At 69.2% G+C, this 22984-nt stretch carries 21 protein-coding genes and 5 tRNA genes; 11 read left to right on the top strand and 15 right to left on the bottom strand.

All coding sequences use genetic code 11. The annotated features are described in order from the left end of the window. Window positions 1-116: 116 nt before the first annotated feature. Both cofC and ACFU5K_RS09660 read left to right on the top strand, forming a co-directional pair. Window positions 117-800: a 2-phospho-L-lactate guanylyltransferase gene (gene cofC / locus ACFU5K_RS09665; RefSeq protein WP_384058627.1), complete on the top strand. Its 684-nt coding sequence runs from the start codon at window positions 117-119 to the stop codon at window positions 798-800. A gap of 10 nt (window positions 801-810) precedes the next feature. After that, window positions 811-1014, top strand: coding sequence for a hypothetical protein (locus tag ACFU5K_RS09660; RefSeq protein ID WP_384058626.1), 204 nt, complete (start codon window positions 811-813; stop codon window positions 1012-1014). An 84-nt stretch (window positions 1015-1098) separates the two neighbouring features. Here ACFU5K_RS09660 and ACFU5K_RS09655 read toward each other — a convergent pair whose 3' ends face one another. From ACFU5K_RS09655 to leuC, 4 genes are all read right to left on the bottom strand, one after another. Continuing rightward, entirely contained in the window at window positions 1099-1761 is a 663-nt protein-coding gene (locus ACFU5K_RS09655; RefSeq protein WP_384058624.1) for an HU family DNA-binding protein, read from the bottom strand. Window positions 1762-1903: 142 nt separating this feature from the next. Then, on the bottom strand, window positions 1904-2131 hold the full coding sequence (locus ACFU5K_RS09650) for a hypothetical protein (protein ID WP_384058622.1): 228 nt from the start codon (window positions 2129-2131) through the stop codon (window positions 1904-1906). A gap of 104 nt (window positions 2132-2235) precedes the next feature. After that, on the bottom strand, window positions 2236-2829 hold the full coding sequence (leuD, locus tag ACFU5K_RS09645) for a 3-isopropylmalate dehydratase small subunit (RefSeq protein ID WP_384058621.1): 594 nt from the start codon (window positions 2827-2829) through the stop codon (window positions 2236-2238). A gap of 5 nt (window positions 2830-2834) precedes the next feature. Continuing rightward, the gene (gene leuC, locus ACFU5K_RS09640; protein WP_384058619.1) at window positions 2835-4259 is read right to left on the bottom strand and encodes a 3-isopropylmalate dehydratase large subunit; all 1425 of its coding nucleotides are present in this window, start codon (window positions 4257-4259) and stop codon (window positions 2835-2837) included. 173 nt (window positions 4260-4432) lie between these two features. On the opposite strand from leuC, the gene ndgR reads away from it, so the two are divergent. Next, window positions 4433-5149, top strand: coding sequence for an IclR family transcriptional regulator NdgR (gene ndgR, locus ACFU5K_RS09635; RefSeq protein ID WP_003966003.1), 717 nt, complete (start codon window positions 4433-4435; stop codon window positions 5147-5149). Window positions 5150-5558: 409 nt separating this feature from the next. On the opposite strand, the gene ACFU5K_RS09630 is transcribed toward ndgR, so the two are convergent. The 9 genes from ACFU5K_RS09630 to ACFU5K_RS09590 all read right to left on the bottom strand — a co-directional run bounded on the left by ACFU5K_RS09630 (window position 5559) and on the right by ACFU5K_RS09590 (window position 9647). Next, window positions 5559-5631: transfer RNA gene (locus ACFU5K_RS09630), tRNA-Glu, on the bottom strand. Window positions 5632-5651: 20 nt separating this feature from the next. Beyond that, window positions 5652-5723, bottom strand: a tRNA-Gln gene (locus tag ACFU5K_RS09625). A gap of 12 nt (window positions 5724-5735) precedes the next feature. After that, a tRNA-Glu gene (locus ACFU5K_RS09620) sits at window positions 5736-5808 on the bottom strand. A gap of 86 nt (window positions 5809-5894) precedes the next feature. Continuing rightward, window positions 5895-5967, bottom strand: a tRNA-Glu gene (locus ACFU5K_RS09615). Between the two features lie 18 nt (window positions 5968-5985). Beyond that, window positions 5986-6057, bottom strand: a tRNA-Gln gene (locus ACFU5K_RS09610). 85 nt (window positions 6058-6142) lie between these two features. Beyond that, a complete protein-coding gene (locus ACFU5K_RS09605; protein WP_384058617.1) occupies window positions 6143-6853 on the bottom strand; it encodes an HAD family hydrolase in 711 nt (236 codons plus the stop codon). Between the two features lie 138 nt (window positions 6854-6991). Beyond that, on the bottom strand, window positions 6992-8464 hold the full coding sequence (gltX, locus tag ACFU5K_RS09600; RefSeq protein ID WP_384058615.1) for a glutamate--tRNA ligase: 1473 nt from the start codon (window positions 8462-8464) through the stop codon (window positions 6992-6994). Then, on the bottom strand, window positions 8457-9233 hold the full coding sequence (locus ACFU5K_RS09595) for a fumarylacetoacetate hydrolase family protein (protein WP_327114127.1): 777 nt from the start codon (window positions 9231-9233) through the stop codon (window positions 8457-8459). The genes gltX and ACFU5K_RS09595 overlap by 8 nt, the downstream gene beginning before the upstream one ends. A gap of 231 nt (window positions 9234-9464) precedes the next feature. Next, window positions 9465-9647, bottom strand: coding sequence for a hypothetical protein (locus tag ACFU5K_RS09590; RefSeq protein WP_384058613.1), 183 nt, complete (start codon window positions 9645-9647; stop codon window positions 9465-9467). A gap of 608 nt (window positions 9648-10255) precedes the next feature. On the opposite strand from ACFU5K_RS09590, the gene ACFU5K_RS09585 reads away from it, so the two are divergent. The 8 genes from ACFU5K_RS09585 to ACFU5K_RS09550 all read left to right on the top strand — a co-directional run bounded on the left by ACFU5K_RS09585 (window position 10256) and on the right by ACFU5K_RS09550 (window position 20715). Next, window positions 10256-13903 carry a nitrate- and nitrite sensing domain-containing protein gene (locus ACFU5K_RS09585; RefSeq protein WP_384058611.1) on the top strand — a complete coding sequence of 1216 codons (3648 nt, stop codon included), beginning with the start codon at window positions 10256-10258 and terminating at the stop codon, window positions 13901-13903. A 9-nt stretch (window positions 13904-13912) separates the two neighbouring features. Then, window positions 13913-14326, top strand: a complete 414-nt coding sequence (locus tag ACFU5K_RS09580) for a roadblock/LC7 domain-containing protein (protein WP_006127850.1) — start codon at window positions 13913-13915, stop codon at window positions 14324-14326. A gap of 135 nt (window positions 14327-14461) precedes the next feature. Next, window positions 14462-14869 carry a DUF742 domain-containing protein gene (locus tag ACFU5K_RS09575; protein WP_003966010.1) on the top strand — a complete coding sequence of 136 codons (408 nt, stop codon included), beginning with the start codon at window positions 14462-14464 and terminating at the stop codon, window positions 14867-14869. Next, window positions 14850-15437 (top strand): ATP/GTP-binding protein, encoded by a 588-nt coding sequence (locus tag ACFU5K_RS09570; RefSeq protein WP_351276111.1) that lies wholly within the window; start codon window positions 14850-14852, stop codon window positions 15435-15437. The genes ACFU5K_RS09575 and ACFU5K_RS09570 overlap by 20 nt, the downstream gene beginning before the upstream one ends. A gap of 348 nt (window positions 15438-15785) precedes the next feature. Further along, window positions 15786-18983 (top strand): nitrate- and nitrite sensing domain-containing protein, encoded by a 3198-nt coding sequence (locus ACFU5K_RS09565; RefSeq protein WP_384058610.1) that lies wholly within the window; start codon window positions 15786-15788, stop codon window positions 18981-18983. Window positions 18984-18993: 10 nt separating this feature from the next. Next, on the top strand, window positions 18994-19407 hold the full coding sequence (locus ACFU5K_RS09560; protein ID WP_327114137.1) for a roadblock/LC7 domain-containing protein: 414 nt from the start codon (window positions 18994-18996) through the stop codon (window positions 19405-19407). An 89-nt stretch (window positions 19408-19496) separates the two neighbouring features. After that, window positions 19497-20153, top strand: coding sequence for a DUF742 domain-containing protein (locus ACFU5K_RS09555; RefSeq protein ID WP_384058608.1), 657 nt, complete (start codon window positions 19497-19499; stop codon window positions 20151-20153). Beyond that, a complete protein-coding gene (locus ACFU5K_RS09550) occupies window positions 20134-20715 on the top strand; it encodes an ATP/GTP-binding protein (RefSeq protein ID WP_014048542.1) in 582 nt (193 codons plus the stop codon). The genes ACFU5K_RS09555 and ACFU5K_RS09550 overlap by 20 nt, the downstream gene beginning before the upstream one ends. 103 nt (window positions 20716-20818) lie before the next feature. On the opposite strand, the gene ACFU5K_RS09545 is transcribed toward ACFU5K_RS09550, so the two are convergent. Continuing rightward, window positions 20819-21022, bottom strand: a complete 204-nt coding sequence (locus ACFU5K_RS09545) for an acyl-CoA carboxylase subunit epsilon (protein WP_384058606.1) — start codon at window positions 21020-21022, stop codon at window positions 20819-20821. A 63-nt stretch (window positions 21023-21085) separates the two neighbouring features. Beyond that, the gene (locus tag ACFU5K_RS09540) at window positions 21086-22669 is read right to left on the bottom strand and encodes an acyl-CoA carboxylase subunit beta (protein ID WP_384058604.1); all 1584 of its coding nucleotides are present in this window, start codon (window positions 22667-22669) and stop codon (window positions 21086-21088) included. Window positions 22670-22984 lie beyond the last annotated feature (315 nt).

The following is a 22984-nucleotide window of genomic DNA, read 5'->3' as shown; positions in this document are numbered from 1 at the left end:
CGCGGCTCGCGGCGATGCTCCCTGCCCCGGGCCCCTGCTGTGTGGAGAACACGGTACGCCTCACCCGTGGGGGCGGGCCGCCGGGTTGTCGTACCGGCAGGCGAGAATAAATGCTGATGCGTCACGAGAGGGAGATCGCCACGAACACCGACCTGACCGGCCCCTGGTCCCTGGTCGTCCCGTTGAAGCCGCTGGCCAGGGCCAAGAGCAGGCTGGAAAGCGCGGTGGGCGGGGATCTGCGTCCCCGCCTGGCCCTGGCGTTCGCGCAGGACACCGTGGCGGCGGCGCTGGCCTGCCCGGCGGTGCGCGATGTGGTGGTCGTCACGGACGATCCGGTGGCCGGTGCGGCGCTGGCGGCCCTCGGTGCCCGCACGGTGGCGGACACCCCCGCCGCAGGTCTCAACGCGGCGCTGGAACACGGTGCGCGGTCGGTGCGCGGCCGCAGGCGTGGTGCGTCGGTGGCGGCGCTCAACGCGGATCTCCCCGCACTCCGTCCGCATGAATTGGCTCGCGTGCTCGATTTCGCTGCGGCATTTCCCCGTGCATTTGTTCCCGACGCCCAGGGAATCGGAAGCACATTTCTTTCCGCGGTACCCGGAGTGGAATTGCATCCCGCTTTCGGCGGTCCGTCCAGGGAGCGGCATCTCGCGTCCGGCGCGGTGGAGATCACATTGTCCGGCCTCGATTCGGTCCGCCGGGACGTGGACACGGGCGGCGATCTGCGGGCGGCGCTCGCGCTGGGCGTCGGGCGGTTCACCACGGGTCTTGCGGCCCCTGTGGCACCGGCCGCCGACCGATAGGCTGCCGTTCATGCAGGCGACTTCGTTCACGTACGACCCCGGAACCCGCAGCGGCAGCGTTCTTCTCGACGACGGCACTCCGGTGGACTTCGGTGCTCCGGCGTTCGACGCGGGAGGGCTGCTTCTGCTCCGTCCGGGGCAGCGGGTGCGGATCGAGACCGAGGGTGAGGGCACGTCGCTGCGCATCACCCTGGTGACGCTGCAGACGCTCTGAACGGCCTCCGGACAGCCCGCGGGCCGGGCTCCCCGAGGGGAGCCCGGCCCGGCGCGTATGAGGAACGAGCGGTGCCGCCCGGTCTCACTTCTTGCGTGCGGTGACCTTCTTGGCTGTGGTCTTGCGTGCCGTGGTCTTCTTCGCGGGCGCCTTCTTCGCCGTGGTCTTCTTGGCGGGCGCGGTCTTGGCCGCTACGGCCTTCTTCGTGGCGGTGGCCTTCTTCGCCGGAGTCGCCTTCTGCGCCGTCGCCGTGGTCTTCTTCGCGGCCGCCGTGGTGGTCTTCTTCGCCGGCGTCGCCTTCTTCGCAGCCGCCGTGGTCTTCTTCGCGGCCGCCGTGGTCTTGCGGGCCGTGGCCTTCTTGGCGGTGGCCTTCTTCGCGGCGGCCTTCGCCGTCGTGCGGGTGGAAGAACCGCCCGAGAGGCTGCCCTTGGGCGCCTTCTTCACGGCCACCTCGCCACCCTTGGGAAGCTTCTTGGAGCCGCTGACCAGGTCCTTGAAGCCCTGTCCCGCTCGGAAGCGGGGCACCGACGTCTTCTTGACCCGGACGCGCTCACCCGTCTGCGGGTTGCGGGCGTAGCGGGCGGGGCGGTCGACCTTCTCGAACGAGCCGAATCCGGTGACCGAGACCCGGTCACCGCCGACAACGGCACGGACGATGGCGTCGAGTACCACATCGACAGCGTCCGCGGCCTGCTGACGGCCGCCGACCTTGTCGGCAATCGCTTCTACGAGCTGCGCCTTGTTCACGTCTTCCCCTTCGGAGACATTGCCCGAACGAAACTGTTCAGGCTTTTTCGCACGTTAGGCAGATATATACCGCAAATCAAACACGAAACGGGCTAATCACCCTAGTGCCGCAACGAAGTCGACCGCTGCGCTGGCCGCAGAGTCAGTCACCTTCGGGGAATCGGCCCTCATCGAGGTCCTTCATCAACCGGTCCAGACGCCGTGCCGCGCCTGGGAGATCGTGCTTAGCCGCGGCCGTGACGACCATCAGCTTCCGGGACAGCGCCATCCTTACGCCCTCCGGGACTTGCAGTGCGCGCACCTTTGCGTGCGCTTCCTTCAATCGGTCGGCGACTTGGCCGTAGAGCTCGAGTTGGCTGTCGCGTTCCATGCACCGATTGTGCCATCTGGGGCGAGTTGTCGCCCGAGGGGGTCTCAACAAGCGACTGCGCCCCCTGTCCGAGGACAGGAGGCGCAGTTCGGGAAAACCGCTGCTCAGACGTCAATCGTGCGCGGCTTGTGGGACGGCCGGGCCGCCTCGTAAGTCGCAATGTCCGCTTCGTTCTGAAGGGTGAGGCTGATGTCGTCCAGCCCGTTCAGCAGCCGCCAGCGGGCGTTCTCGTCGAGCTCGAAGTCGGCCGTGATGCCCTCGGCCAGCACCTGGCGCTTCTCGAGGTCGACGGTCACCTCGGCCGTCGGATCGGCCTCGGTCAGCTCCCAGATGCTGTCCACGACCTTCTGGTCGAGGACGACGGTCAGGAGACCGTTCTTCAGGGAGTTGCCACGGAAGATGTCGGCGAACCGGGAGGAGATGACGGTCTTGAAGCCGTAGTTCTGCAGGGCCCAGACCGCGTGCTCGCGGGAGGAGCCCGTACCGAAGTCCGGACCGGCGACCAGGACCGAGGCGCCCTTGCGCTCGGGGCGGTTGAGGACGAAGTTCCCGTCCTTGCGCCAGGCCTCGAAGAGTCCGTCCTCGAAGCCGTCGCGGGTGACCTTCTTCAGCCAGTGGGCCGGGATGATCTGGTCGGTGTCGACGTTGCTGCGCCGCAGCGGGACGACCCGGCCGGTGTGTGCGGTGAATGCTTCCATGGCTCTCAGACTCCGGCGGGCGTACGGACGTCGGACAGATCGGCGGGCGAGGCCAGATGGCCCAGCACGGCGGTCGCGGCGGCGACCTGCGGGGAGACCAGGTGGGTTCGGCCGCCCTTGCCCTGCCTGCCCTCGAAGTTCCGGTTCGAGGTGGAGGCGGAGCGCTCACCGGGGGCCAGCTGGTCGGGGTTCATGCCCAGGCACATCGAACAGCCCGCGTGCCGCCATTCGGCGCCGGCGGCGATGAAGACCTTGTCCAGGCCCTCCTCGACGGCCTGCAGGGCGACCCGGACCGAACCCGGGACGACCAGCATCCGTACGCCGTCGGCGACTTTGCGGCCGTCCATGATCGAGGCCACGTTGCGCAGGTCCTCGATACGCCCGTTGGTGCACGAACCTACGAACACGGTGTCCACGCTGATCTCGCGCAGCGGCTGGCCCGCGGTCAACCCCATGTACTCAAGGGCCTTTTCGGCGGCGTGGCGTTCCGAGGCGTCCTCGTACGAAGCGGGGTCGGGGACGTCGGCGGACAGGGGTGCGCCCTGGCCCGGGTTGGTGCCCCAGGTGACGAACGGCGCGAGCGACGGGCCGTCGATGACGACCTCGGCGTCGAAGACGGCGTCGTCGTCGGTGCGCAGCGTCCTCCAGTACTCCACCGCCGCGTCCCACTCCTCGCCCTGGGGCGCGTGGTCACGGCCCCGCAGGTAGTCGAAGGTGGTCTCGTCCGGGGCGATCATGCCCGCACGGGCACCGGCCTCGATCGACATGTTGCAGATCGTCATCCGGGCCTCCATCGAGAGCTTCTCGATGGCGGATCCGCGGTATTCGAGGATGTAGCCCTGGCCGCCGCCGGTACCGATCCGGGCGATGATGGCCAGGATCAGGTCCTTGGCGGTGACGCTGTCGGGGAGTTCGCCCTCGACGGTGATCGCCATCGTCCGGGGGCGGGCCAGGGGCAGCGTCTGGGTGGCCAGGACGTGCTCGACCTGGCTGGTGCCGATACCGAAGGCCAGCGCGCCGAACGCGCCGTGGGTGGAGGTGTGCGAGTCGCCGCAGACGACCGTGGTGCCCGGCTGGGTCAGGCCCAGCTGCGGTCCGACCACGTGCACGACGCCCTGCTCGACGTCTCCCAGCGGGTGCAGCCGGACTCCGAAGTCCGCGCAGTTCTTGCGCAGGGTCTCCAGCTGGGCGCGGGAGACCGGGTCGGCGATCGGCTTGTCGATGTCGAGGGTCGGGGTGTTGTGGTCCTCGGTGGCGATGGTGAGGTCGAGACGCCGGACCGGGCGGCCTGCCTGGCGCAGACCGTCGAACGCCTGCGGGCTGGTCACCTCGTGCAGCAGGTGCAGATCGATGAAGAGGAGGTCGGGCTCGCCATCGGCGCGCCGGACGACGTGGTCGTCCCAGACCTTCTCCGCGAGTGTCCTACCCATCGCTTTCCCTCCGGCCGGCGTCTTCGCCGGCCCAACTAGAGATTCGGGTGCCGCCGTCCGGACCCCCGAGCGGGGCGGTGGCTGCGAGCCCCGGTAAGGCCGCTCCTACAGGTTCGCAACTTCCGGGGAAAATTGAACTTGCGTTTCACAGAGTGAGACGCGAGTATCGTCGTATGGACAACTCTAGCGGCGTCGGCGTTCTCGACAAGGCAGCTCTGGTATTGAGCGCCCTGGAGTCCGGTCCGGCCACCCTCGCCGGGCTGGTCGCGGCGACAGGGCTCGCAAGGCCTACGGCACACAGACTTGCCGTGGCACTCGAACACCACCGCATGGTGGCGAGGGACATGCAGGGCCGTTTCATTCTCGGCCCCCGGCTGTCGGAGCTCGCGGCCGCGGCCGGCGAGGACCGCCTCCTGGCGACGGCAGGGCCCGTACTGACGCATCTGCGCGACATCACCGGCGAGAGCGCGCAGCTCTACCGCCGGCAGGGCGACATGCGGATCTGCGTGGCCGCGGCGGAGCGGCTCTCCGGCCTGCGGGACACGGTGCCGGTCGGCTCAACACTCACCATGAAGGCGGGCTCGTCCGCGCAGATCCTGATGGCCTGGGAGGAGCCGGAGCGCCTGCACCGGGGGCTGCAGGGCGCCCGCTTCACGGCGACCGCCCTCTCCGGAGTACGCCGGCGCGGCTGGGCCCAGTCCATCGGCGAGCGCGAGCCGGGCGTGGCCTCCGTCTCGGCGCCGGTCCGCGGACCGTCGAACCGCGTGGTCGCCGCGGTGTCCGTCTCCGGACCGATCGAGCGCCTCACCCGCCACCCGGGACGCATGCACGCCCAGGCCGTCATCGACTCGGCCGCCCGGCTCAGTGAGGCCCTGCGCCGCACGGGCTGAGGTCTCCCCCTCCCCGCCGGCCCCGACCTCTCCCAGGCCGCCCCAGCGCCGTGGCGGCCCCCTTCACTCCGGTGTCCCCTCCCGGATCCCCGCGGTGATTCCTCCGGGTTCCGCGGCACCCCGCCCTCCCCCGGCGCCCGGTGCGCGAAGCGGTTCGGCACTGGAGCACAGCGAACCCTCCCCCGCGCACCACTCGTTGGTCACCCCTGCGGCGATCCTCATCCGCCCGGACACCCTTTGCGATGCCGGGCGCCTCGCCCAACACGCCCGTACTGTACGGAAGATGGCAGTGTCGGATCCGAACACGTCGGAGCAGTACGCCGCGCAGGAAGCAGGCGGGGCGTCGGCAGGTGGAGACGAAAAAAAGGCCCCCACCGAGGTGAAGGGCCCTTGTCTTACTGCCGTGTTGTACCCCCGACCGGATTCGAACCGGCGCTACTGCCGTGAGAGGGCAGCGTGCTAGGCCGCTACACAACGGGGGCTTGGTTACTGCTGACTTGCGCTGGGCTACCAGGACTCGAACCTAGAATGACGGTACCAGAAACCGTAGTGTTGCCAATTACACCATAGCCCATGGTGTGACGAGTACCCCCGACCGGATTCGAACCGGCGCTACTGCCGTGAGAGGGCAGCGTGCTAGGCCGCTACACAACGGGGGCCCTAGCGATCCTCCACCCGGCGCTAGCCGGATATTCTCACCGCGAGAACGTGGGTGCGACCCAGGTGTTCTCGCGGGAAGGATCTGTACCCCCGACCGGATTCGAACCGGCGCTACTGCCGTGAGAGGGCAGCGTGCTAGGCCGCTACACAACGGGGGCTTGTTACTTGTTATTGCGCTGGGCTACCAGGACTCGAACCTAGAATGACGGTACCAGAAACCGTAGTGTTGCCAATTACACCATAGCCCACTGAAACGCAACCCCTGCGGGTGTTGTTTCTGTCTGCGCTTCCCGGCCGGATCTTTCGGCCCGCTCGGGCGGCGCAGGAAGAACATTACCTGAAGGTGTCCGGCGCTCCAAAACGGGTATTGCCCGCCAGTAGCCCGGGGAGTTCGCCCAGGCCCGTGATCCGGACGAGTTCGGGCCGCCCGCCCCTGCCCCTGCGGTCCAGCCAGATCCCGGTCAGTCCGGCGGCCACGGCTCCCGCGGCGTCGATGTCGGGCTCGTCCCCTACGTAGACCACCTCGTGCGGATCGAGCTCCATGGCCTCGCAGGCGGCGTGGAAGGCCCTGGCGTCCGGCTTGTAGACACCCAGCTCCCGCGCGCACAGCAGGACCTCGAAGCGGTCACGCACGCCGAGCACCCGCAGCTTGCGCTCCTGGTGCTCGACCGAGGAGTTCGACAGCACGGCGTGCCGGTGCGTGTCCTCCAGCGCGTCCAGCACGGGCACGGTGTCGGGGAAGAGCACCCAGGACCGCTCGTAGTGCCCGGTGTAGCGGGTGAACCAGGCGTCGGCCTCCCGGTCGCTCAGCTCGCGGCCGAGGAAGTCCCTGACCCGGTCCCTGCGGTGTGCGTGCCAGTCGGACTCGCCGGTGGCGACCCGGGCCCAGTGGGCAGAGGTGATGCTCATCCACCGCGCGTGGTGGTCCTCGCCGTCGTCGGGGAGACCCTCGGCCCGCAGGTGCGTGAGGAAACCGGTGCGGTCCGCGCCCGCATAGTCGAAGATCGTGTCGTCGACGTCCCAGAGAACCGCGCGGATGGCCATGGAGCGAACCTACTCGCGTCGTGCGCCCGATGCGGGCCGACCGGGAACACGGGTCCTGTCGCACACACCGGCTGTCCTGGAAACGCCGGTGGGCGGTCACGGGAGTGCCCGTGACCGCCCACCGCGACACCGCGACCGCTACGCCGCGAGCTTCGCCAGCGCCGCGTCGATGCGGGCGATCGTCTTCTCGCGGCCCAGGATCTCCAGGGACTCGAAGAGCGGCAGGCCGACCGTGCGGCCGGTGACGGCGACACGGACCGGCGCCTGCGCCTTGCCGAGCTTCAGGCCGTGCTTCTCGCCGGCGGTGAGGACGGCCGTCTTGAGCGCCTCGGCGTTCCACTCGGCCGCGGTCAGCTCGGCGCGGGCCGTGACGAGCAGGGCGTCGGAGCCCTCCTTCATGGCCTTCGCCCAGGACGCCTCGTCGTGGACGGGCTCGTCCAGGAAGAGGAAGTCCACGTTGGCCGTGATGTCCGAGAGGACCGTGACGCGCGTCTGCGCGTGCGGGGCGATCTCGGCGAACTGCTCCGCGTCGAAGGCCTCGGGGGCCCAGGGCGCGAAGGGGGCCTTCAGCCAGGGGCCGCACGCCTCGGTGAAGGTCTTCACGTCGAGCATCCGCAGGTGCTCGGCGTTGATGTGCTCGGCCTTCTTCAGGTCGAAGCGCGCCGGGTTGGCGTTGACGTCGGCGATGTCGAACGCCGCCACCAGTTCGTCGCGGCCGAAGATGTCGCGGTCCTCCGCGATCGACCAGCCCAGCAGTGAGAGGTAGTTGATCAGACCCTCGGGGAGGAAGCCGCGCTCGCGGTAGAGGTTGAGCGAGGCCTGCGGGTCACGCTTGGAGAGCTTCTTGTTGCCCTCCCCCATGACGTACGGCAGGTGGCCGAAGGCGGGCGTGTACTTGGCGATGCCCAGCTCGATGAGCGCCCGGTAGAGGGCGATCTGGCGCGGGGTGGAGGAGAGCAGGTCCTCGCCGCGCAGGACGTGGGTGATCTCCATCAGCGCGTCGTCGACCGGGTTGACGAGCGTGTAGAGGGGCGCGCCGTTGGCGCGGACGATGCCGTAGTCCGGCACGTTCTCCGGCTGGACGGTGATGTCACCGCGGACCAGGTCGGTGAAGGTGATCGCCTCGTCGGGCATCCGGAAGCGCACGATCGAGGTACGGCCCTCGGCCTCGTACGCCGCCTTCTGCGCGTCACTCAGGTCGCGGCAGTGGCCGTCGTAGCCCGAGGGCCTGCCGGCGGCACGGGCGGCGTCACGACGGGTGTCGAGCTCCTCGGTGGTGCAGTAGCACGGGTACGCGTGCCCGGCGGCCAGGAGCTTCTCGGCGACGTCCTTGTAGAGGTCCATCCGCTGCGACTGGCGGTAGGGCGCGTGCGGGCCACCGGTCTCGGGGCCCTCGTCCCAGTCGAGGCCGAGCCAGCGCATCGAGTCGAGCAGCTGCGTGTACGACTCCTCGGAGTCGCGGGCCGCGTCGGTGTCCTCGATGCGGAAGACCAGGGTGCCCTGGTGGTGCCGGGCGAAGGCCCAGTTGAAGAGAGCCGTCCGGACCAGGCCCACGTGGGGGTTACCGGTCGGGGAGGGACAGAAACGTACACGGACAGGGGGGTTAGCCACGCTTGATCACCTTGTTGGTGAGAGTGCCGATGCCTTCGATGGTGACGGCGACCTCGTCGCCGACGTGCAGGGGTCCGACGCCCGCGGGGGTCCCCGTGAGGATCACGTCGCCCGGGAGCAGCGTCATGGCCTCCGTGATGTGGACGACCAGGTCCTCCACGGAGCGGATCATGTCGCTGGTCCGGCCGAGCTGTCGCTGCTCGCCGTTGACCGTGGCCTGGATGGCCAGGTTGCCGGGGTCGACGTCGGTCTCCACCCAGGGGCCGAGCGGGCACGCGGTGTCGAAGCCCTTCGCCCGGGCCCACTGACTCTCGCGACGCTGGACGTCGCGGGCGGTGACGTCGTTGGCACAGGTGTAGCCGAAAATGACGTCCTTGACCCGCTCGCGCGGGACCTCGCGGCACATGCGCCCGATCACCACGGCGAGTTCCGCCTCGTGGTGCAGTTCGTCGGAGAACGAGGGGTACTCGATGGCGTCGCCCGAGCCGATCACCGAGGTGGTGGGCTTGAAGAAGGCCACGGGGACGTCCGGGACCTCGTTGCCCATCTCGGCGGCGTGTTCCGCGTAGTTACGGCCGATGGCCACGACCTTGTTCGGAAGCACGGGCGGAAGCAGCCGGACCTTCTTCAGCGGGACCTTGGTCCCGGAGAGTTCGAAGTCGGCGTACGGGATGCCCTTGATGATGTCGAGGACGAGGCTGTCGGGGCTGTCGCCCTCGACCGCGCCGAAGGCGACATTGCCGTCGATGGAGAACCTGGCGATGCGCACGGGAAGCTGTAGCCCCTCACTTGCTGGCTGAAGACTGACGCTCCAGGCTATCGCCTCGCCCGGCGGGCTCCGCCCCCATGACGGGCGTCGTCCGGGCGTGCCGACGCGGGCGCGCGAAAGCCCTCACAGCGGGGCTGCGAGGGCTTCGGGCCCGGGGGCTTTCGGTCCGACGGCGCGAGCGGGTCGGCGCGGAGGCCACCTGGGCAAACGGCGCGGGCGTCGGGCCGCCAGTCAGCGGGCTGCCGCGACCGGGGCTTCCATGAGGATGGTGCGGCGGGGGTTGGCCGTCTGGGTCGGCAGGTCGACGGCGTGCTCCGGCTGTTCCGGCGTGTGCAGTGTCCCGGCGCCGTCGAGGTGCGCCAGCGTGGTGCGCCGGGGGTTGGCAATGTTGCGGAACGTCATCGTCGTCTTCATCTGCCGTATGGGCCCTTGCCGCTGGGGCGCCACCAGGAGGGGCGCCGGTTGTCGGATTCGCTATCCCTGTAAAGCGTCAGGCTAAACATCCGATTCCCCGCCCGGGCCGGGAAGAGACGTCGATCATCATGTGAGTTTGCTCACGAAGTGAGCGACAAACCGCCCATCGCGGACAGTGGATCGCGTGAGGCGAAGCGGACAATCCGTCACTGAATCTGTCATTCCGCTCCCGATCATGTCGTCTGGGACACCCGTCAGCCCCATCAGAGGCACCCCTATTCACCCCATTTGACCCTGAACACGATCCACGCCTTGTTACTCACCCATCACACCGTGTCATACAGGTCACAGCCCGGTACGTGGGCCTTGTTGGAGATCCTCCACTGTGCTGGAATTCCACGCACCGCCGCGGGTTTCAGGCCCAGCGCGCAGGGGCGCAACGCAGCGCCGAGTGGCGGCGGGAGGGGGAAGTACGCCGGTCACTCACGACCACCATGGGGCGCGTCCAGCGCCCCACGACGCCGACACCGTCCTGCCGCGCCACGCGCGGAGGGACGCCTGGTCCAGAGGTTGCGACGCTAGTGCAGGGACGTTTCAAGAGGGATGGCATGGGGTCGCCCCAGCCCCGCCAGGGCCGAGGGGAAGCTCCGGCGGATCAGGAGCCGCGCGGCGGGAACGACCGCGGTTCCTCACCCCAGCACGCCCAGAATTCCCAAAGCCCCGCTGGTGACGGTGGCGACCAGGCGCAGCGCACGGGATCCCAGGGCGGCACCGGTGCGGACGCCACGGCGCCCCTCAAGCCGGCGGGCCCCAGCAACACCGGCTCACGCATAGCCCTGCGCAACTGGCGCATCAGCACGCGACTGGTCTCCCTGCTCGCCCTCCCCGTGGTCGCCGCGACCACCCTGGGCGGACTGCGCATCAACGAGTCGATGAACGACATCGACCAGCTGGAGCACATGCAGCTGCTCACCAAGATGACCAAGCAGGCGACCGCTCTCGCCGACGCGCTCCAGTACGAGCGCGACAAGTCGGCCGGTCCGCTGTCGAGCGGCGTGAAGGCGACCGACTTCCAGGTCACGGAGCCCCGCAAGCGCACCGACCGTGCCAAGGCGGCCTTCCTCGCCGCCACGGACGAGATCGACAACACGCAGGGCGACGCGGCGCTGGACAGCATCCGCGCGAGCGTCGGCCAGATCAGCAACCAGCTCGGCAACATCACGGGCATCCGCAAGGACGCCTACGCCGAGGACTCGCCGAGCCTCAACACGGTCGACCAGTACAGCCAGCTGATCACCTCTCTGCTGAGCCTCTCCCAGGACATGGCGCAGGCCACCAGCAACCCGGAGATGATCAAGCGCACCCGGGCCCTGGCCGCCTTCTCCTCCTCCAAGGAGTACGCCTCGGTCGAACGGGCGATCATCGCCGCCGCCCTCCCCGGCGGCGACAGCACCAAGACACACCTGAACGACAACGACAAGGCGTTCGGCCGCAACGCGCTCCACAAGGCCGACACGACACTCCAGACGTTCGAGTCGACCTACGAGTCGACCGGCAAGAGCTCTTCCGATCTCCTGGCGCCGCTGGACAACGGCAACCCGGAGATCAAGGCCGCCGACATGTACGCGAAGAAGGTGCTCGACAGCCCACTGGGCATGGAGGGCAACAAGCCTCGTACGTACATGGACTGGTTCGACCAGAGCTCCAACAAGATCCAGGCCATGAAGACCATCGAGGCGACCCTCCTCGGTGACATGGAGAGCAAAGCCCGCGAACTGCGTGACGAGTCCCAGCGGGACGCCATCCTCAACGGTGCGATCATCCTTCTGGTCCTCGGCGTGTCGCTCGTCGGTGCCTTCGTCGTGGCGCGGTCCATGATCCGCTCGCTGCGCCGCCTGCAGGACACCGCGACCCGGGTCGCCCAGGACCGTCTGCCCGAGCTGGTCAAGCAGCTCTCCGAGACGGACCCGCAGGACGTCGACACCTCCGTCGAGTCGGTCGGTGTCCACTCCCGCGACGAGATCGGTAAGGTGGCCGCGGCCTTCGACGACGTGCACCGCGAGGCGGTCCGACTGGCCGCCGAGCAGGCGCTGCTGCGAGGCAACGTCAACGCGATGTTCACCAACCTCTCGCGCCGCAGCCAGGGCCTCATCCAGCGTCAGCTGTCGCTCATCTCCGAACTGGAGTCCCGCGAGGCCGACCCGGACCAGCTGTCCTCGCTCTTCAAGCTCGACCACCTCGCGACCCGTATGCGCCGGAACGGTGAGAACCTCCTCGTCCTCGCGGGCGAGGAGCCCGGCCGCCGGTGGACCCGGCCCGTGCCGCTGGTCGACGTGCTCCGTGCCGCCGCCTCCGAGGTGGAGCAGTACGAGCGCATCGAACTGGCCGCGGTACCGGCCACCGAAGTGGCCGGCCGCGTCGTCAACGACCTCGTGCACCTGCTCGCCGAGCTCCTGGAGAACGCCACGTCGTTCTCCTCGCCGCAGACCAAGGTCCGGGTCACGGGTCACGCGCTGCCCGACGGCCGTGTGCTCGTCGAGATCCACGACACCGGCATCGGCCTCTCCCCCGAGGACCTGGCCGCGATCAACGAGCGGCTGGCCTCGCCGCCGACCGTGGACGTCTCGGTGTCGCGCCGCATGGGTCTGTTCGTGGTCGGCCGTCTGTCCCTGCGTCACGGCATCCGGATCCAGCTGCGCCCCTCCGACTCCGGTGGTACGACCGCGCTCGTCATGCTGCCCATGGAGGTCGCGCACGGCGGCAAGCAGCCACCGAAGCAGGGCAAGGGCCAGCAGGGCGGCGCCCCCGGCGGACTCCTCGCGGGCGGCGCTCCCGGCGGCGGACAGCGTCCCGGTCTCGGAGGTCCCGCGGGGGCTCCCGCCAAGGGCCTGGGCTCGTCCGCTCCGCTCGGCCAGGTCGGTGCGGGTTCCGCGCCGCGGGCCGCGCTCCCCTCGCGCGACGGCGGACCGCGCCAGCCGCAGCAGGACAACGGCCAGCAGTTCGGCAACCAGCAGGCCCCCGGTCTCCCGGGCCAGGGCCGCGCGGAGGCACCGCGTCAGGGAGGCGGACTCTCCGGAGCCTTCGGCGGCGGTGCCCGGATGGGCGCACGCGGGCCGCAGGACGGATCGGCAGGTACGGACCCGAACCGGCCCAACCTCTTCGGCCACTCCGGATCGCAGCAGGGCCAGCAGAGCGGCCCGCCCGCGCGGCAGGCTCCGCAGCCGCAGCAGGCCCAGTTCGGCCAGGGCGCCCCGCAGCAGCCCGGTGGCCCCGACCGCCAGCTGCCGCCGTCCGGCGGGCCGCGGGCCGAACTGCCCGGCGGCAACGCGCAGCACCCGCAGCACCCGCAGACCACGAACTGGGGCACCGAGGAGCAGGGCGCCCAGCGGCGCCCGCAGCCGGACGTCCCGCGCGGTCACGAGGAGGCGGACGCCGGACGCTTCGCGCGGCCGGGCAGCTCCGCCCCGAACCAGCAGTTCAGCCCGCCGAACCAGCGCCCCCAGGTGAACGACCGTCAGGGATACGGTGCCACGGCTGAGTTCGCCCGTCCGGACTTCTCCGCGCCGCAGGCACCGCAGGTCCCGGACGCGGCGAGTACCGCGCAGTTCGCCCGCCCGGACTTCGACGCGCCTATGCCGCAGGGCCAGGGCTACGGCGCCCAGGCACCGCAGCGGCAGGACGACGCCGACTTCGGCGCACCGCGGCATCCGGCCCCTCCCGCGGCCGGCCTGCCGCAGCGGCCTGCGCTGCAGCAGCAAGAGGTACTTCCGCCCGCCGGCCCGGGTGACGGGCGCACGCCGCTGTTCGACACGCTGGAGACGAACTGGTTCCACGGCGCGCAGCAGGGCGGCCAGCAGCCGCCCGCGGCCGAGCCGCAGGCACCGGTCGCTCCCCAGCCCGTCGGGAACCCGGCTCCGCCCATGCCCAGGCGTGGTGCGGCTGACACCGGCGTCACGAGTTCCTGGCGCGCTTCGCCCAACGACGAGCTCGTGCGGCAGGCGGAGCGGGTCAAGAAGCCCGCCGCGGGCGGGATCACTACGTCCGGGCTGCCTCGCAGGGTCCCACGTGCCAATTTGGTACCGGGCACCGCCCAGCAGCAGAATCATCAGTCCGGACCCCAGGTTTCGCGTGCGCCCGATGACGTACGCGGCCGTCTGACAAATCTCCGCCGGGGCATCCAGCAGGGACGACAGGCCAACAACGGCTCGTCTACCGGCAGTTTCCATCTCGGCCCCACTCACCAGCAGGAGCGTTAGTTGAGCCCCATGAGTCAGGCCGCGCAGAATCTGAACTGGCTGATCACCAACTTCGTGGACAACACCCCAGGGGTGTCCCACACGGTGGTGGTCTCCGCGGATGGCCTGCTGTTGGCGATGTCCGAAGGTTTCCCGCGTGACCGCGCCGATCAGCTGGCGGCCGTCGCGTCAGGTCTGACGTCGCTGACGGCGGGCGCCTCCCGGATCTTCGAAGGCGGCGCCGTGAGCCAGACGGTCGTGGAGATGGAGAGGGGCTTCCTCTTCCTCATGTCCATCTCCGACGGATCGTCACTCGCCGTCCTCGCCCACCCGGACGCGGACATCGGCCTGGTCGGATACGAGATGGCCCTTCTCGTCGACCGCGCGGGGACCGTCCTCACACCGGATCTCCGCGCCGAGCTACAAGGCAGTCTGCTCCACTAGCCGGCCATGCGGCAGACGACTGACACGATCCCCCCAGGTACTACTCAAAACCCTCACCCATCCGGCCGCACGAGTCCCCCCACCGGCCACCTTCAGACGGCAAGACGACACCCTGCTGTCACGCCCGGAGGATTTATGACCCCGCCACCCGCCTCACCGGATCCGTATGGCGCACTGCACCACGCGTCGTACGACGGTGAAGGCGACCAGCCGCTGGTCCGTCCGTACGCAATGACCGGCGGCCGGACCCGGCCGCGTTACCAGCTCGCCATAGAGGCGCTGGTCAGCACCACGGCAGACCCCGCTCACCTCGGGACGCTGCTTCCCGAGCACCAGCGGATCTGCCACCTCTGCCGTGAGGTCAAGTCGGTGGCCGAGGTCTCGGCCCTGCTGTCCATGCCCCTGGGCGTGGCGCGGATCCTCGTGGCGGACCTGGCGGAAGCCGGCATGGTGGCCATCCACCAGCCGGGCAACGGAGAGGCCGGCGGCGCGCCGGATGTGACACTGCTCGAAAGGGTGCTCAGTGGACTTCGCAAGCTCTAGCGGCGGTACGGGTACGGCCCGCGCAACCACCTCGGCGAAGATCGTGGTGGCAGGGGGCTTCGGCGTGGGTAAGACCACGTTTGTCGGTGCCGTTTCGGAGATCAATCCGCTGCGCACCGAAGCCGTGATGACGTCCGCCTCCGCGGGCATCGACGACCTGACCCACACCGGGGACAAGACCACCACCACGGTGGCCATGGACTTCGGACGCATCACCCTGGACCAGGACCTCATCCTGTACCTGTTCGGCACCCCCGGACAGGACCGCTTCTGGTTCATGTGGGACGACCTGGTCCGCGGCGCCATCGGCGCCGTCGTCCTCGTCGACACCCGCCGCCTCGCCGACTGCTTCCCCGCGGTCGACTACTTCGAGAACAGCGGCCTCCCCTTCGTCATCGCCCTCAACGGCTTCGACGGACACCAGCCCTACACCCCCGACGAAGTACGCGAAGCACTCCAGATCGGCCCCGACGCACCGATCATCACGACGGACGCCCGCCACCGCGCGGACGCCAAGAGCGGCCTCATCACCCTGGTCGAGCACGCCCTCATGGCCCGGCTGAAGTAGGGCAAGTCCGAATCGATCTACGGAAGTTGCTGTAGTCACACGGGGGTGGCCTGTGTCCTTTGACACGATCCGCCCCCGTGTTCATAACATTTCGACAGTGAATTGTCCCGTCATCGCCACCCGGCGCGTACGCCCGGTGCCGCTGCGCGCACACGAGCCTCGCCTTTTGACGGGGCTCGCTCTTTATGCCCGTTTTATCTTTGACGGGCGTCACTCGGAATAACAGATTCCGACTGTTTGGAACGCGACCCATCCGCGTGCTGCAATGCCTCGAACTACCGAGTAGTACGGCCCCTGAACGATAATCCGGCACAACGTAGGTGCCGACGCCGAGAGGTTGTTGGTCGAGTGAGGCGAGGCAACGAGGGCTCCGCAGCGCAGCCGGAGCGGGGCAACTTCACCCCGCCGCGCGCCGCGGTGTCGCCTTCGGACACGTCCCAGGCGGAGCCGGCGGGTGGCAGCACCAGTCGCCTGTCACCACGCAACTGGCGGGTGCCCACCCGGCTGAACGCGATTCTCCTGATACCCGCGCTGGTCGGCCTGGTCATGGGCGGCTTCCAGGTGAAGGCGTCGGTCGACACCTGGAACGAGGCCCAGGACGCCGAGAAGACGGCGCTGATCGTACGAGCGGCCGGGGAATACGGACAGGCGCTGCTGAACGAGCGTGACCTCACCGCCCAGCCGCTGCTGTCCAACGAGCGCACCGCCTCGGAGGTCGAGGAGGTGCGTGCCACCACCGACGCGGCCGCCGCGAAGTTCGACACCGCCGTGCAGGACATGCCGGACAAGGAGGGCCTCGACCGCCGCCTGAAGCTGTTCAAGGTGGAGGAGCCGCTGCTCCCCGAGTTGCGCAAGGCCGCCTACGCCGAGGCCATGGACCCGGTGAAGACGGAAGAGGGCTACACCAAGGTCCAGCACTCGCTCATGGAGTTCTCCAACGAGCTCGGCCTGGGCACCGGCAACATCACGAGCTACGGCCGGACCGTGTACGCGCTCGAGCTGGCCAAGGCCGCAGAATCGCTTCAGCGCTCGATCGGCATGCACCTGCTGGTGCGGCCGAGCCAGGAGGAGCGCAACTTCAACGGCCAGGTCACGGCGTTCAGCTCGTACAACTACCTGGAGCAGATCGCCCTCGGTGAGTTCATCTCCGGTGGCACGGGGGCTGACGCCGCCCGGCTCAAGGAAGTCATGGCCGGCAAGGCCGCCGAGGGGGCCGAGCAGCTGAAGGCCGCCAAGGCCCAGGCGCGGGCCGCCGGGAAGCCCTTCGTCTCGCCTCCGAGCATCGACGGTTCGGTGTTCGACGGCATGGCACAGCAGATCGGCCAGGGCAAGCAGCCGGACGAGCTGAAGGCCAAGGGCATCACGCCCGAGACCTGGATGGCCGCGGCCACCGCGAAGTTCGACGGCTACACCACGGTCGAGAACGAGCTCGTGGACAAGGCGGTGACCGAGGCGGCGGAGATCTCGGCCGACGCCAGGAACGACGCCATCGTCAACGCCGCGATCGTGATCATCGCGCTGCTGGCGGCCTTCATCATCGCCGGGCTCATGGCCCGCCAGATGAGCCGCTCGATGCGTCAGCTGCGTACGGCAGCCTTCAGCATTGCCGAGCAGCGCCTCCCGATGCTGGTCGACCAGCTCTCACGGACCGAGCCCGGCCGGGTGGACACCCGTGTGCAGCCCATCCCGATCAACAGCCAGGACGAGATCGGCGAGGTGGCCCGCGCCTTCGACCAGGTCCACCGCGAGGCTGTCCGGCTCGCGGCCGAGCAGGCCATGCTCCGGGGCAACGTCAACGCGATCTTCACCAACCTGTCGCGCCGCAACCAGTCGCTCATCGAGGGCCAGCTGACCCTCATCACCGACCTGGAGAACAACGAGGCCGACCCGGACCAGCTGGAGAGCCTCTTCAAGCTGGACCACCTGGCCACCCGTATGCGCCGTAACGGCGAGAACCTCCTCGTCCTCGCCGGCGAGGAGCCGGGCCGCCGCTGGAACCAGCCGGTGCCGCTGGTCGACGTGCTGCGCGCCGCATCGTCCGAGGTGGAGTCCTACGAGCGCATCGAGCTCACCGGTGTTCCGGAGAGCGAGATCCACGGTCAGGCCGTGACCGACCTCGTGCACCTGCTGGCAGAGCTGCTGGAGAACGCGACCACCTTCTCCTCGCCGCAGACCAAGGTCCGCGTCACCGCGACCCGGCTGCCCGACGGACGCGTCATGGTCGAGATCCACGACAAGGGCATCGGCCTCACCGCCGAGGACTTCGCCGACATCAACCACAAGCTGGCCAACCCGCCGACCGTGGACGCCGCGGTGTCCCAGCGCATGGGTCTGTTCGTGGTCGGCCGGCTTGCCGACCGGCACGGCATCCGCGTCCAGCTGCGCCCCTCGGGCGAGCAGTCCGGCACCACGTCCCTGGTCATGCTGCCGGACCCCATCACCCACGGTGGCGGCGGCGAATCGTCGCCCGACGGGGACTTCACCGTCTCCTCGATCATTCCCGAGCAGCAGCAGACGCCGGCGTTCGACCCCATGCCGCAGCCGGTTCCGATGCGTACGGCGGCGGAACTCGGATTCGACGACTCGCGCTACGACACCCCGGCGGCGGACTCCCCGCAGCTGGACCCGGTCAACCGTTCGCTGATGCGTGAGGAGCGGCGTGCCGCTCTGGAGGCGCAGACGGGCGGCGAGCGCGCGGCCTTCCAGGGCGACGGCGCCCCACAGCAGGGCTTCCAGCAGGAGCAGTACGGCCAGGGCCAGTACGCCCAGGAGCAGTACGCACCGGGGCAGTACTCCCAGGGGCAGCAGGAGTACGCACAGCCCGCCTACGAGGGCGGGTACGAGTCGTACGCCACGGGGAACGGTTACCAGGAGCCGCAGCAGAACGGCTATACGGAACCCACGTATGCCGCTCAGGATGGCCGGCAGGAGCAGTACGCCGACCAGTTCGCGCCGCAGAGCGACCAATCGCACCAGGGTGAATGGGCAGCGCAGGAGTCCTACCAGGGTTCCTTCGAGTCTCAGGTGCAGACCGAAGCGGAATCCGCGGCGAGCACTCCCGCCGAGGAGCCGGAGAGCGTAGGCTTCGACCGCCCGGGACCCATCCCCGGCCCTGGTCACGATCTGACCGAAGCGGGTCTCCCGCGCCGCGGTGCGGGCCAGCAGCACTGGCAGCCGACAGGCCGCGGAAACGATCAGCCCGCGGTGCCGGAACAGCGGTCGCTGCCGGAGGCTCCGCAGCAGGAGGCGGAGACCGCCGACGGAAACGGCGACGACGACTGGCGTTCGGCGAACGACGAGCGCTGGGAGCGGGCCGAGAATCTCCGGGATCCGAAGGCGGGCGGGATCACCCCGTCCGGTCTCCCCCGGCGCGTGCCCAAGGCCAATCTGGTCGAGGGCACTGCGGAGCAGACCCAGCAGGGCGGCCCCCAGGTCTCCCGCGCCCCGGAGGACGTGCGGGGCAGGTTGAGCAACCTGCGCCGCGGCGTCCAGCGAGGACGTACCGCGGGGTCGGACACAAGTAATACCTACAACCAGGAGCGTTAGTGTGAGCCCGATGAGCCAGGCGGCGCAGAATCTGAACTGGTTGATCACCAACTTCGTGGACAGCACCCCAGGGGTGTCCCACACGGTGGTGGTCTCCGCCGACGGACTCCTGCTGGCGATGTCCGAAGGTTTCCCGCGTGACCGCGCCGACCAGCTGGCGGCCGTCGCCTCCGGTCTGACGTCGCTGACCGCGGGCGCCTCCCGGATCTTCGAAGGCGGTGCCGTGAATCAGACCGTTGTGGAGATGGAGCGAGGATTTCTCTTCCTCATGTCCATCTCCGACGGATCCTCACTCGCCGTCCTCGCCCACCCGGATGCCGATATTGGCCTGGTTGGATACGAAATGGCACTTCTCGTAGACCGTGCAGGAAGTGTTCTCACCCCGGATCTCCGCGCCGAGCTGCAGGGAAGTCTTCTTAACTAATAGACAGACAGTGCGTTTCTCGTCACCGCGCCATAAGGTGCGGTGGCGCGGCACCACTGGGATGGCGACCGGCAGTCGGAGGAGGAAACGTGGCGACACCCACAGGCGGACACCCGTACGAGGGCGGTCAGCGGGTCCCGGGTGAGCAGGGTGACAACCGTTTCAACACCCCCTCCATGCCCGGCAGACAGGGTCCGCAAGACTCTTACCAGCCGTATCAGCCATACCAGCGGTCCCAGCAGGGCGGCGACTGGCAGCAGCAGCCCGATCCCGGGTGGCCGCAGCAGCAGCCCCAGTACCAGCAGCCGCAGCACGAACAGCGGCCTCCGCAGCGGTACGAGGCGCCGCCGTCCCGCATCCAGCCCGTCCAGCGGCAGGCGCCCGCGCCCGAGAAGCCCACGGCGCACAACCCGCTGGTCCGTCCGTACGCAATGACCGGCGGCCGGACCCGGCCGCGTTACCAGCTCGCCATTGAGGCGTTGGTCAGCACCACGGCCGATCCGTCGAGGCTCCAAGGGCAGTTGCCCGAGCACCAGCGGATCTGCCGGCTCTGCATCGAGATCAAGTCGGTGGCCGAGATCTCGGCCCTGCTCTCGATCCCCCTCGGCGTTGCCCGGATCCTCGTCGCCGACCTGGCCGAGGCCGGACTCGTCGCTATTCATCAGCCCGGCGGCGACGAGGCCGCCGGCGGCCAACCAGCCGTGACACTGCTCGAAAGGGTGCTCAGTGGACTTCGCAAGCTCTAGCGGCGGAGCAGCCCGCTCCACTACCTCGGCGAAGATCGTGGTGGCAGGGGGCTTCGGCGTGGGTAAGACCACGTTTGTCGGTGCCGTTTCGGAGATCAATCCGCTGCGCACCGAAGCCGTGATGACGTCCGCCTCCGCGGGCATCGACGACCTGACCCACACCGGGGACAAGACCACCACCACGGTGGCCATGGACTTCGGACGCATCACCCTGGACCAGGACCTCATCCTGTACCTGTTCGGCACCCCCGGACAGGACCGCTTCTGGTTCATGTGGGACGACCTGGTCCGCGGCGCCATCGGCGCCGTCGTCCTCGTCGACACCCGCCGCCTCGCCGACTGCTTCCCCGCGGTCGACTACTTCGAGAACAGCGGCCTCCCCTTCGTCATCGCCCTCAACGGCTTCGACGGACACCAGCCCTACACCCCCGACGAAGTACGCGAAGCACTCCAGATCGGCCCGGACACTCCGATCCTGACGACGGACGCCCGCCACCGCGCGGACGCCAAGAGCGCCCTGATCACTCTGGTCGAGCACGCCCTCATGGCCCGGCTGCGCTGATCCCCCCGTCGCACGGCGAAGGCCCCGTACTCCTTGGAGGAGTACGGGGCCTTCGTCCGTTTCAGGGGCCCTCGGGGCCGTGGAACAGCCTCAGCGGCCGTTCTCAGCCCTGCCAGCTGTGCGGAGCACGGAATCCAGGGGTGCGCTCCAGTCGGCGCCATCCGGCCGTGTCGCGGCCACGGCGGGCGGGCGCGTCGGCGCGGCCGGCCGCACGGGCGAGGAGGACCGCGGTGATGGCGGCGAGTTCCTCGGGGCCGGCCTGGCCCTTCTCGACGCGCAGGACCGAATCGGCGGGGGTGACGCTCATGGTGGTGTCTCCGTCTTCTGGGCAGGTGGTCGCGGGCGGGCGGGGTGGCCGCTTCGGCTGCGACTACTGCGGCGGGTTGCCGTGCTTGCGGGACGGCAGGTCGGCGTGCTTGTTGCGGAGCATCTCGAGCGAGGCGATCAGCACCTCGCGCGTCTCGGCGGGGTCGATGACGTCGTCCACCAGGCCGCGCTCGGCCGCGTAGTAGGGGTGCATCAGCTCGGCCTTGTACTCCTTGACCATGCGGGCCCGCATGGCCTCGGGGTCCTCGGCGTCCGCGATCTGACGGCGGAAGATGACGTTGGCGGCACCCTCCGCGCCCATCACCGCGATCTCGTTGGTCGGCCACGCGTAGGTGAGGTCCGCACCGATGGACTGGCTGTCCATGACGATGTACGCGCCTCCGTAGGCCTTGCGCAGGATCAGCGAGATCCTCGGCACGGTCGCGTTGCAGTACGCGTACAGAAGCTTCGCACCGTGGCGGATGATCCCACCGTGCTCCTGATCGACGCCGGGCAGGAAGCCGGGTACGTCCAGCAGAGTGACGATGGGAATGTTGAACGCATCGCACATCTGGACGAAACGCGCGGCCTTCTCGGACGCCTCGATGTCCAGGACACCCGCGAGGGCCTGCGGCTGGTTGGCCACGATGCCGACGACCTGGCCGTCGAGCCGCGCCAGGGCGCAGACGATGTTGCGGGCCCAGCGCTCGTGGATCTCCAGGAAGTCGCCGTCGTCGACGAGCTCCTCGATGACCTTGTGCATGTCGTACGGGCGGTTGCCGTCGGCCGGGACCAGGTCCAGCAGGACGTCGCCGCGCCGGTCGGCCGGGTCGTCGCTCGGGTGGACCGGCGGGTTCTCCCGGTTGTTGGAGGGCAGCATCCCGATCAGGTAGCGGACCTCGGCGATGCAGGTCTCCTCGTCGTCGTACGCGAAGTGCGCGACGCCCGAGGTCTCGGCGTGCACGTCGGCGCCGCCGAGGCCGTTCTGCGTGATCTCCTCGCCGGTGACCGCCTTGACGACGTCGGGTCCGGTGATGAACATCTGCGAGGTCTCACGGACCATGAAGACGAAGTCCGTCAGTGCCGGGCTGTAGGCGGCGCCGCCCGCGCACGGGCCGAGCATCACCGAGATCTGCGGGATGACACCGGAGGCCCGGGTGTTGCGCTGGAAGATCCCGCCGTACCCGGCGAGCGCGGACACGCCCTCCTGGATGCGGGCGCCGGCGCCGTCGTTCAGCGAGACCAGCGGCGCACCGGCCGAGATGGCCATGTCCATGATCTTGTGGATCTTGGTGGCATGGGCCTCGCCCAGCGCGCCGCCGAAGATGCGGAAGTCGTGGGCGTAGACGAACACCGTCCGGCCGTCGACCGTCCCCCAGCCGGTGATGACACCGTCGGTGTACGGCTTCTTCGTCTCCAGGCCGAATCCGGTCGCGCGGTGCCGGCGCAGCTGCTCGACCTCCTTGAACGATCCCTCGTCCAGCAGCAGCGCGATGCGCTCCCGGGCCGTCAGCTTGCCCTTGGCGTGCTGCGCCTCGGTCGCCCGGTCGCTCGGTCCACGCCGGGCCTGCTCGCGCAGCGCCAGCAGTTCGGCCACGCGGCCACGCGTGTCGCTCGGCTCGGCCGGGATTTCGTCCACAACGGTCATGTACCGACCCTACGAAGCCGACAGCACAAAGCCGCCGTCCACTCCACACAGTCTCCTGCCCGGTTTCCTGGTGACACCTGACAGAATCCGGGCACCATGCAGCCCATCCGCCAGCCCGGCGGGCTTCCGCTTTGTAGGGCCTCGACAAACCCCTGGATGTGGCCCCGGACAAATGCAGGCCAGCGCGCCACGCCGCGGTTCCACCGGGGCGGCCGACCCGTGACACCACAATGGCAGAGGCCGGACCGGAACGGACCGGGGTGCACCACCCCTTGGACCAGTGACGCCTTCACCCGTGCGGCACGGACATCCGGC

Source organism: Streptomyces sp. NPDC057428 (genome assembly GCF_042803195.1).
Classification (GTDB): Bacteria; Actinomycetota; Actinomycetes; order Streptomycetales; family Streptomycetaceae; genus Streptomyces.
This window is presented reverse-complemented; position numbering and strand designations above follow the sequence as displayed.

What these genes read in the sequence shown, in the direction of transcription:
- ACFU5K_RS09560 (WP_327114137.1), top strand. Translation starts at nt 18,994, where the DNA reads ATGAGCCAGGCGGCGCAGAATCTGAACTGGTTGATCACCAACTTCGTG.
- leuD (WP_384058621.1), bottom strand. Translation starts at nt 2,829, where the DNA reads ATGGAAGCATTCACCGCACACACCGGCCGGGTCGTCCCGCTGCGGCGC.
- ACFU5K_RS09575 (WP_003966010.1), top strand. Translation starts at nt 14,462, where the DNA reads ATGACCCCGCCACCCGCCTCACCGGATCCGTATGGCGCACTGCACCAC.
- ACFU5K_RS09605 (WP_384058617.1), bottom strand. Translation starts at nt 6,853, where the DNA reads ATGGCCATCCGCGCGGTTCTCTGGGACGTCGACGACACGATCTTCGAC.
- ACFU5K_RS09590 (WP_384058613.1), bottom strand. Translation starts at nt 9,647, where the DNA reads ATGAAGACGACGATGACGTTCCGCAACATTGCCAACCCCCGGCGCACC.
- ACFU5K_RS09585 (WP_384058611.1), top strand. Translation starts at nt 10,256, where the DNA reads ATGGGGTCGCCCCAGCCCCGCCAGGGCCGAGGGGAAGCTCCGGCGGAT.
- cofC (WP_384058627.1), top strand. Translation starts at nt 117, where the DNA reads ATGCGTCACGAGAGGGAGATCGCCACGAACACCGACCTGACCGGCCCC.
- ACFU5K_RS09650 (WP_384058622.1), bottom strand. Translation starts at nt 2,131, where the DNA reads ATGGAACGCGACAGCCAACTCGAGCTCTACGGCCAAGTCGCCGACCGA.
- leuC (WP_384058619.1), bottom strand. Translation starts at nt 4,259, where the DNA reads ATGGGTAGGACACTCGCGGAGAAGGTCTGGGACGACCACGTCGTCCGG.
- ACFU5K_RS09540 (WP_384058604.1), bottom strand. Translation starts at nt 22,669, where the DNA reads ATGACCGTTGTGGACGAAATCCCGGCCGAGCCGAGCGACACGCGTGGC.
- ACFU5K_RS09580 (WP_006127850.1), top strand. Translation starts at nt 13,913, where the DNA reads ATGAGTCAGGCCGCGCAGAATCTGAACTGGCTGATCACCAACTTCGTG.
- ACFU5K_RS09660 (WP_384058626.1), top strand. Translation starts at nt 811, where the DNA reads ATGCAGGCGACTTCGTTCACGTACGACCCCGGAACCCGCAGCGGCAGC.
- ACFU5K_RS09545 (WP_384058606.1), bottom strand. Translation starts at nt 21,022, where the DNA reads ATGAGCGTCACCCCCGCCGATTCGGTCCTGCGCGTCGAGAAGGGCCAG.
- ndgR (WP_003966003.1), top strand. Translation starts at nt 4,433, where the DNA reads ATGGACAACTCTAGCGGCGTCGGCGTTCTCGACAAGGCAGCTCTGGTA.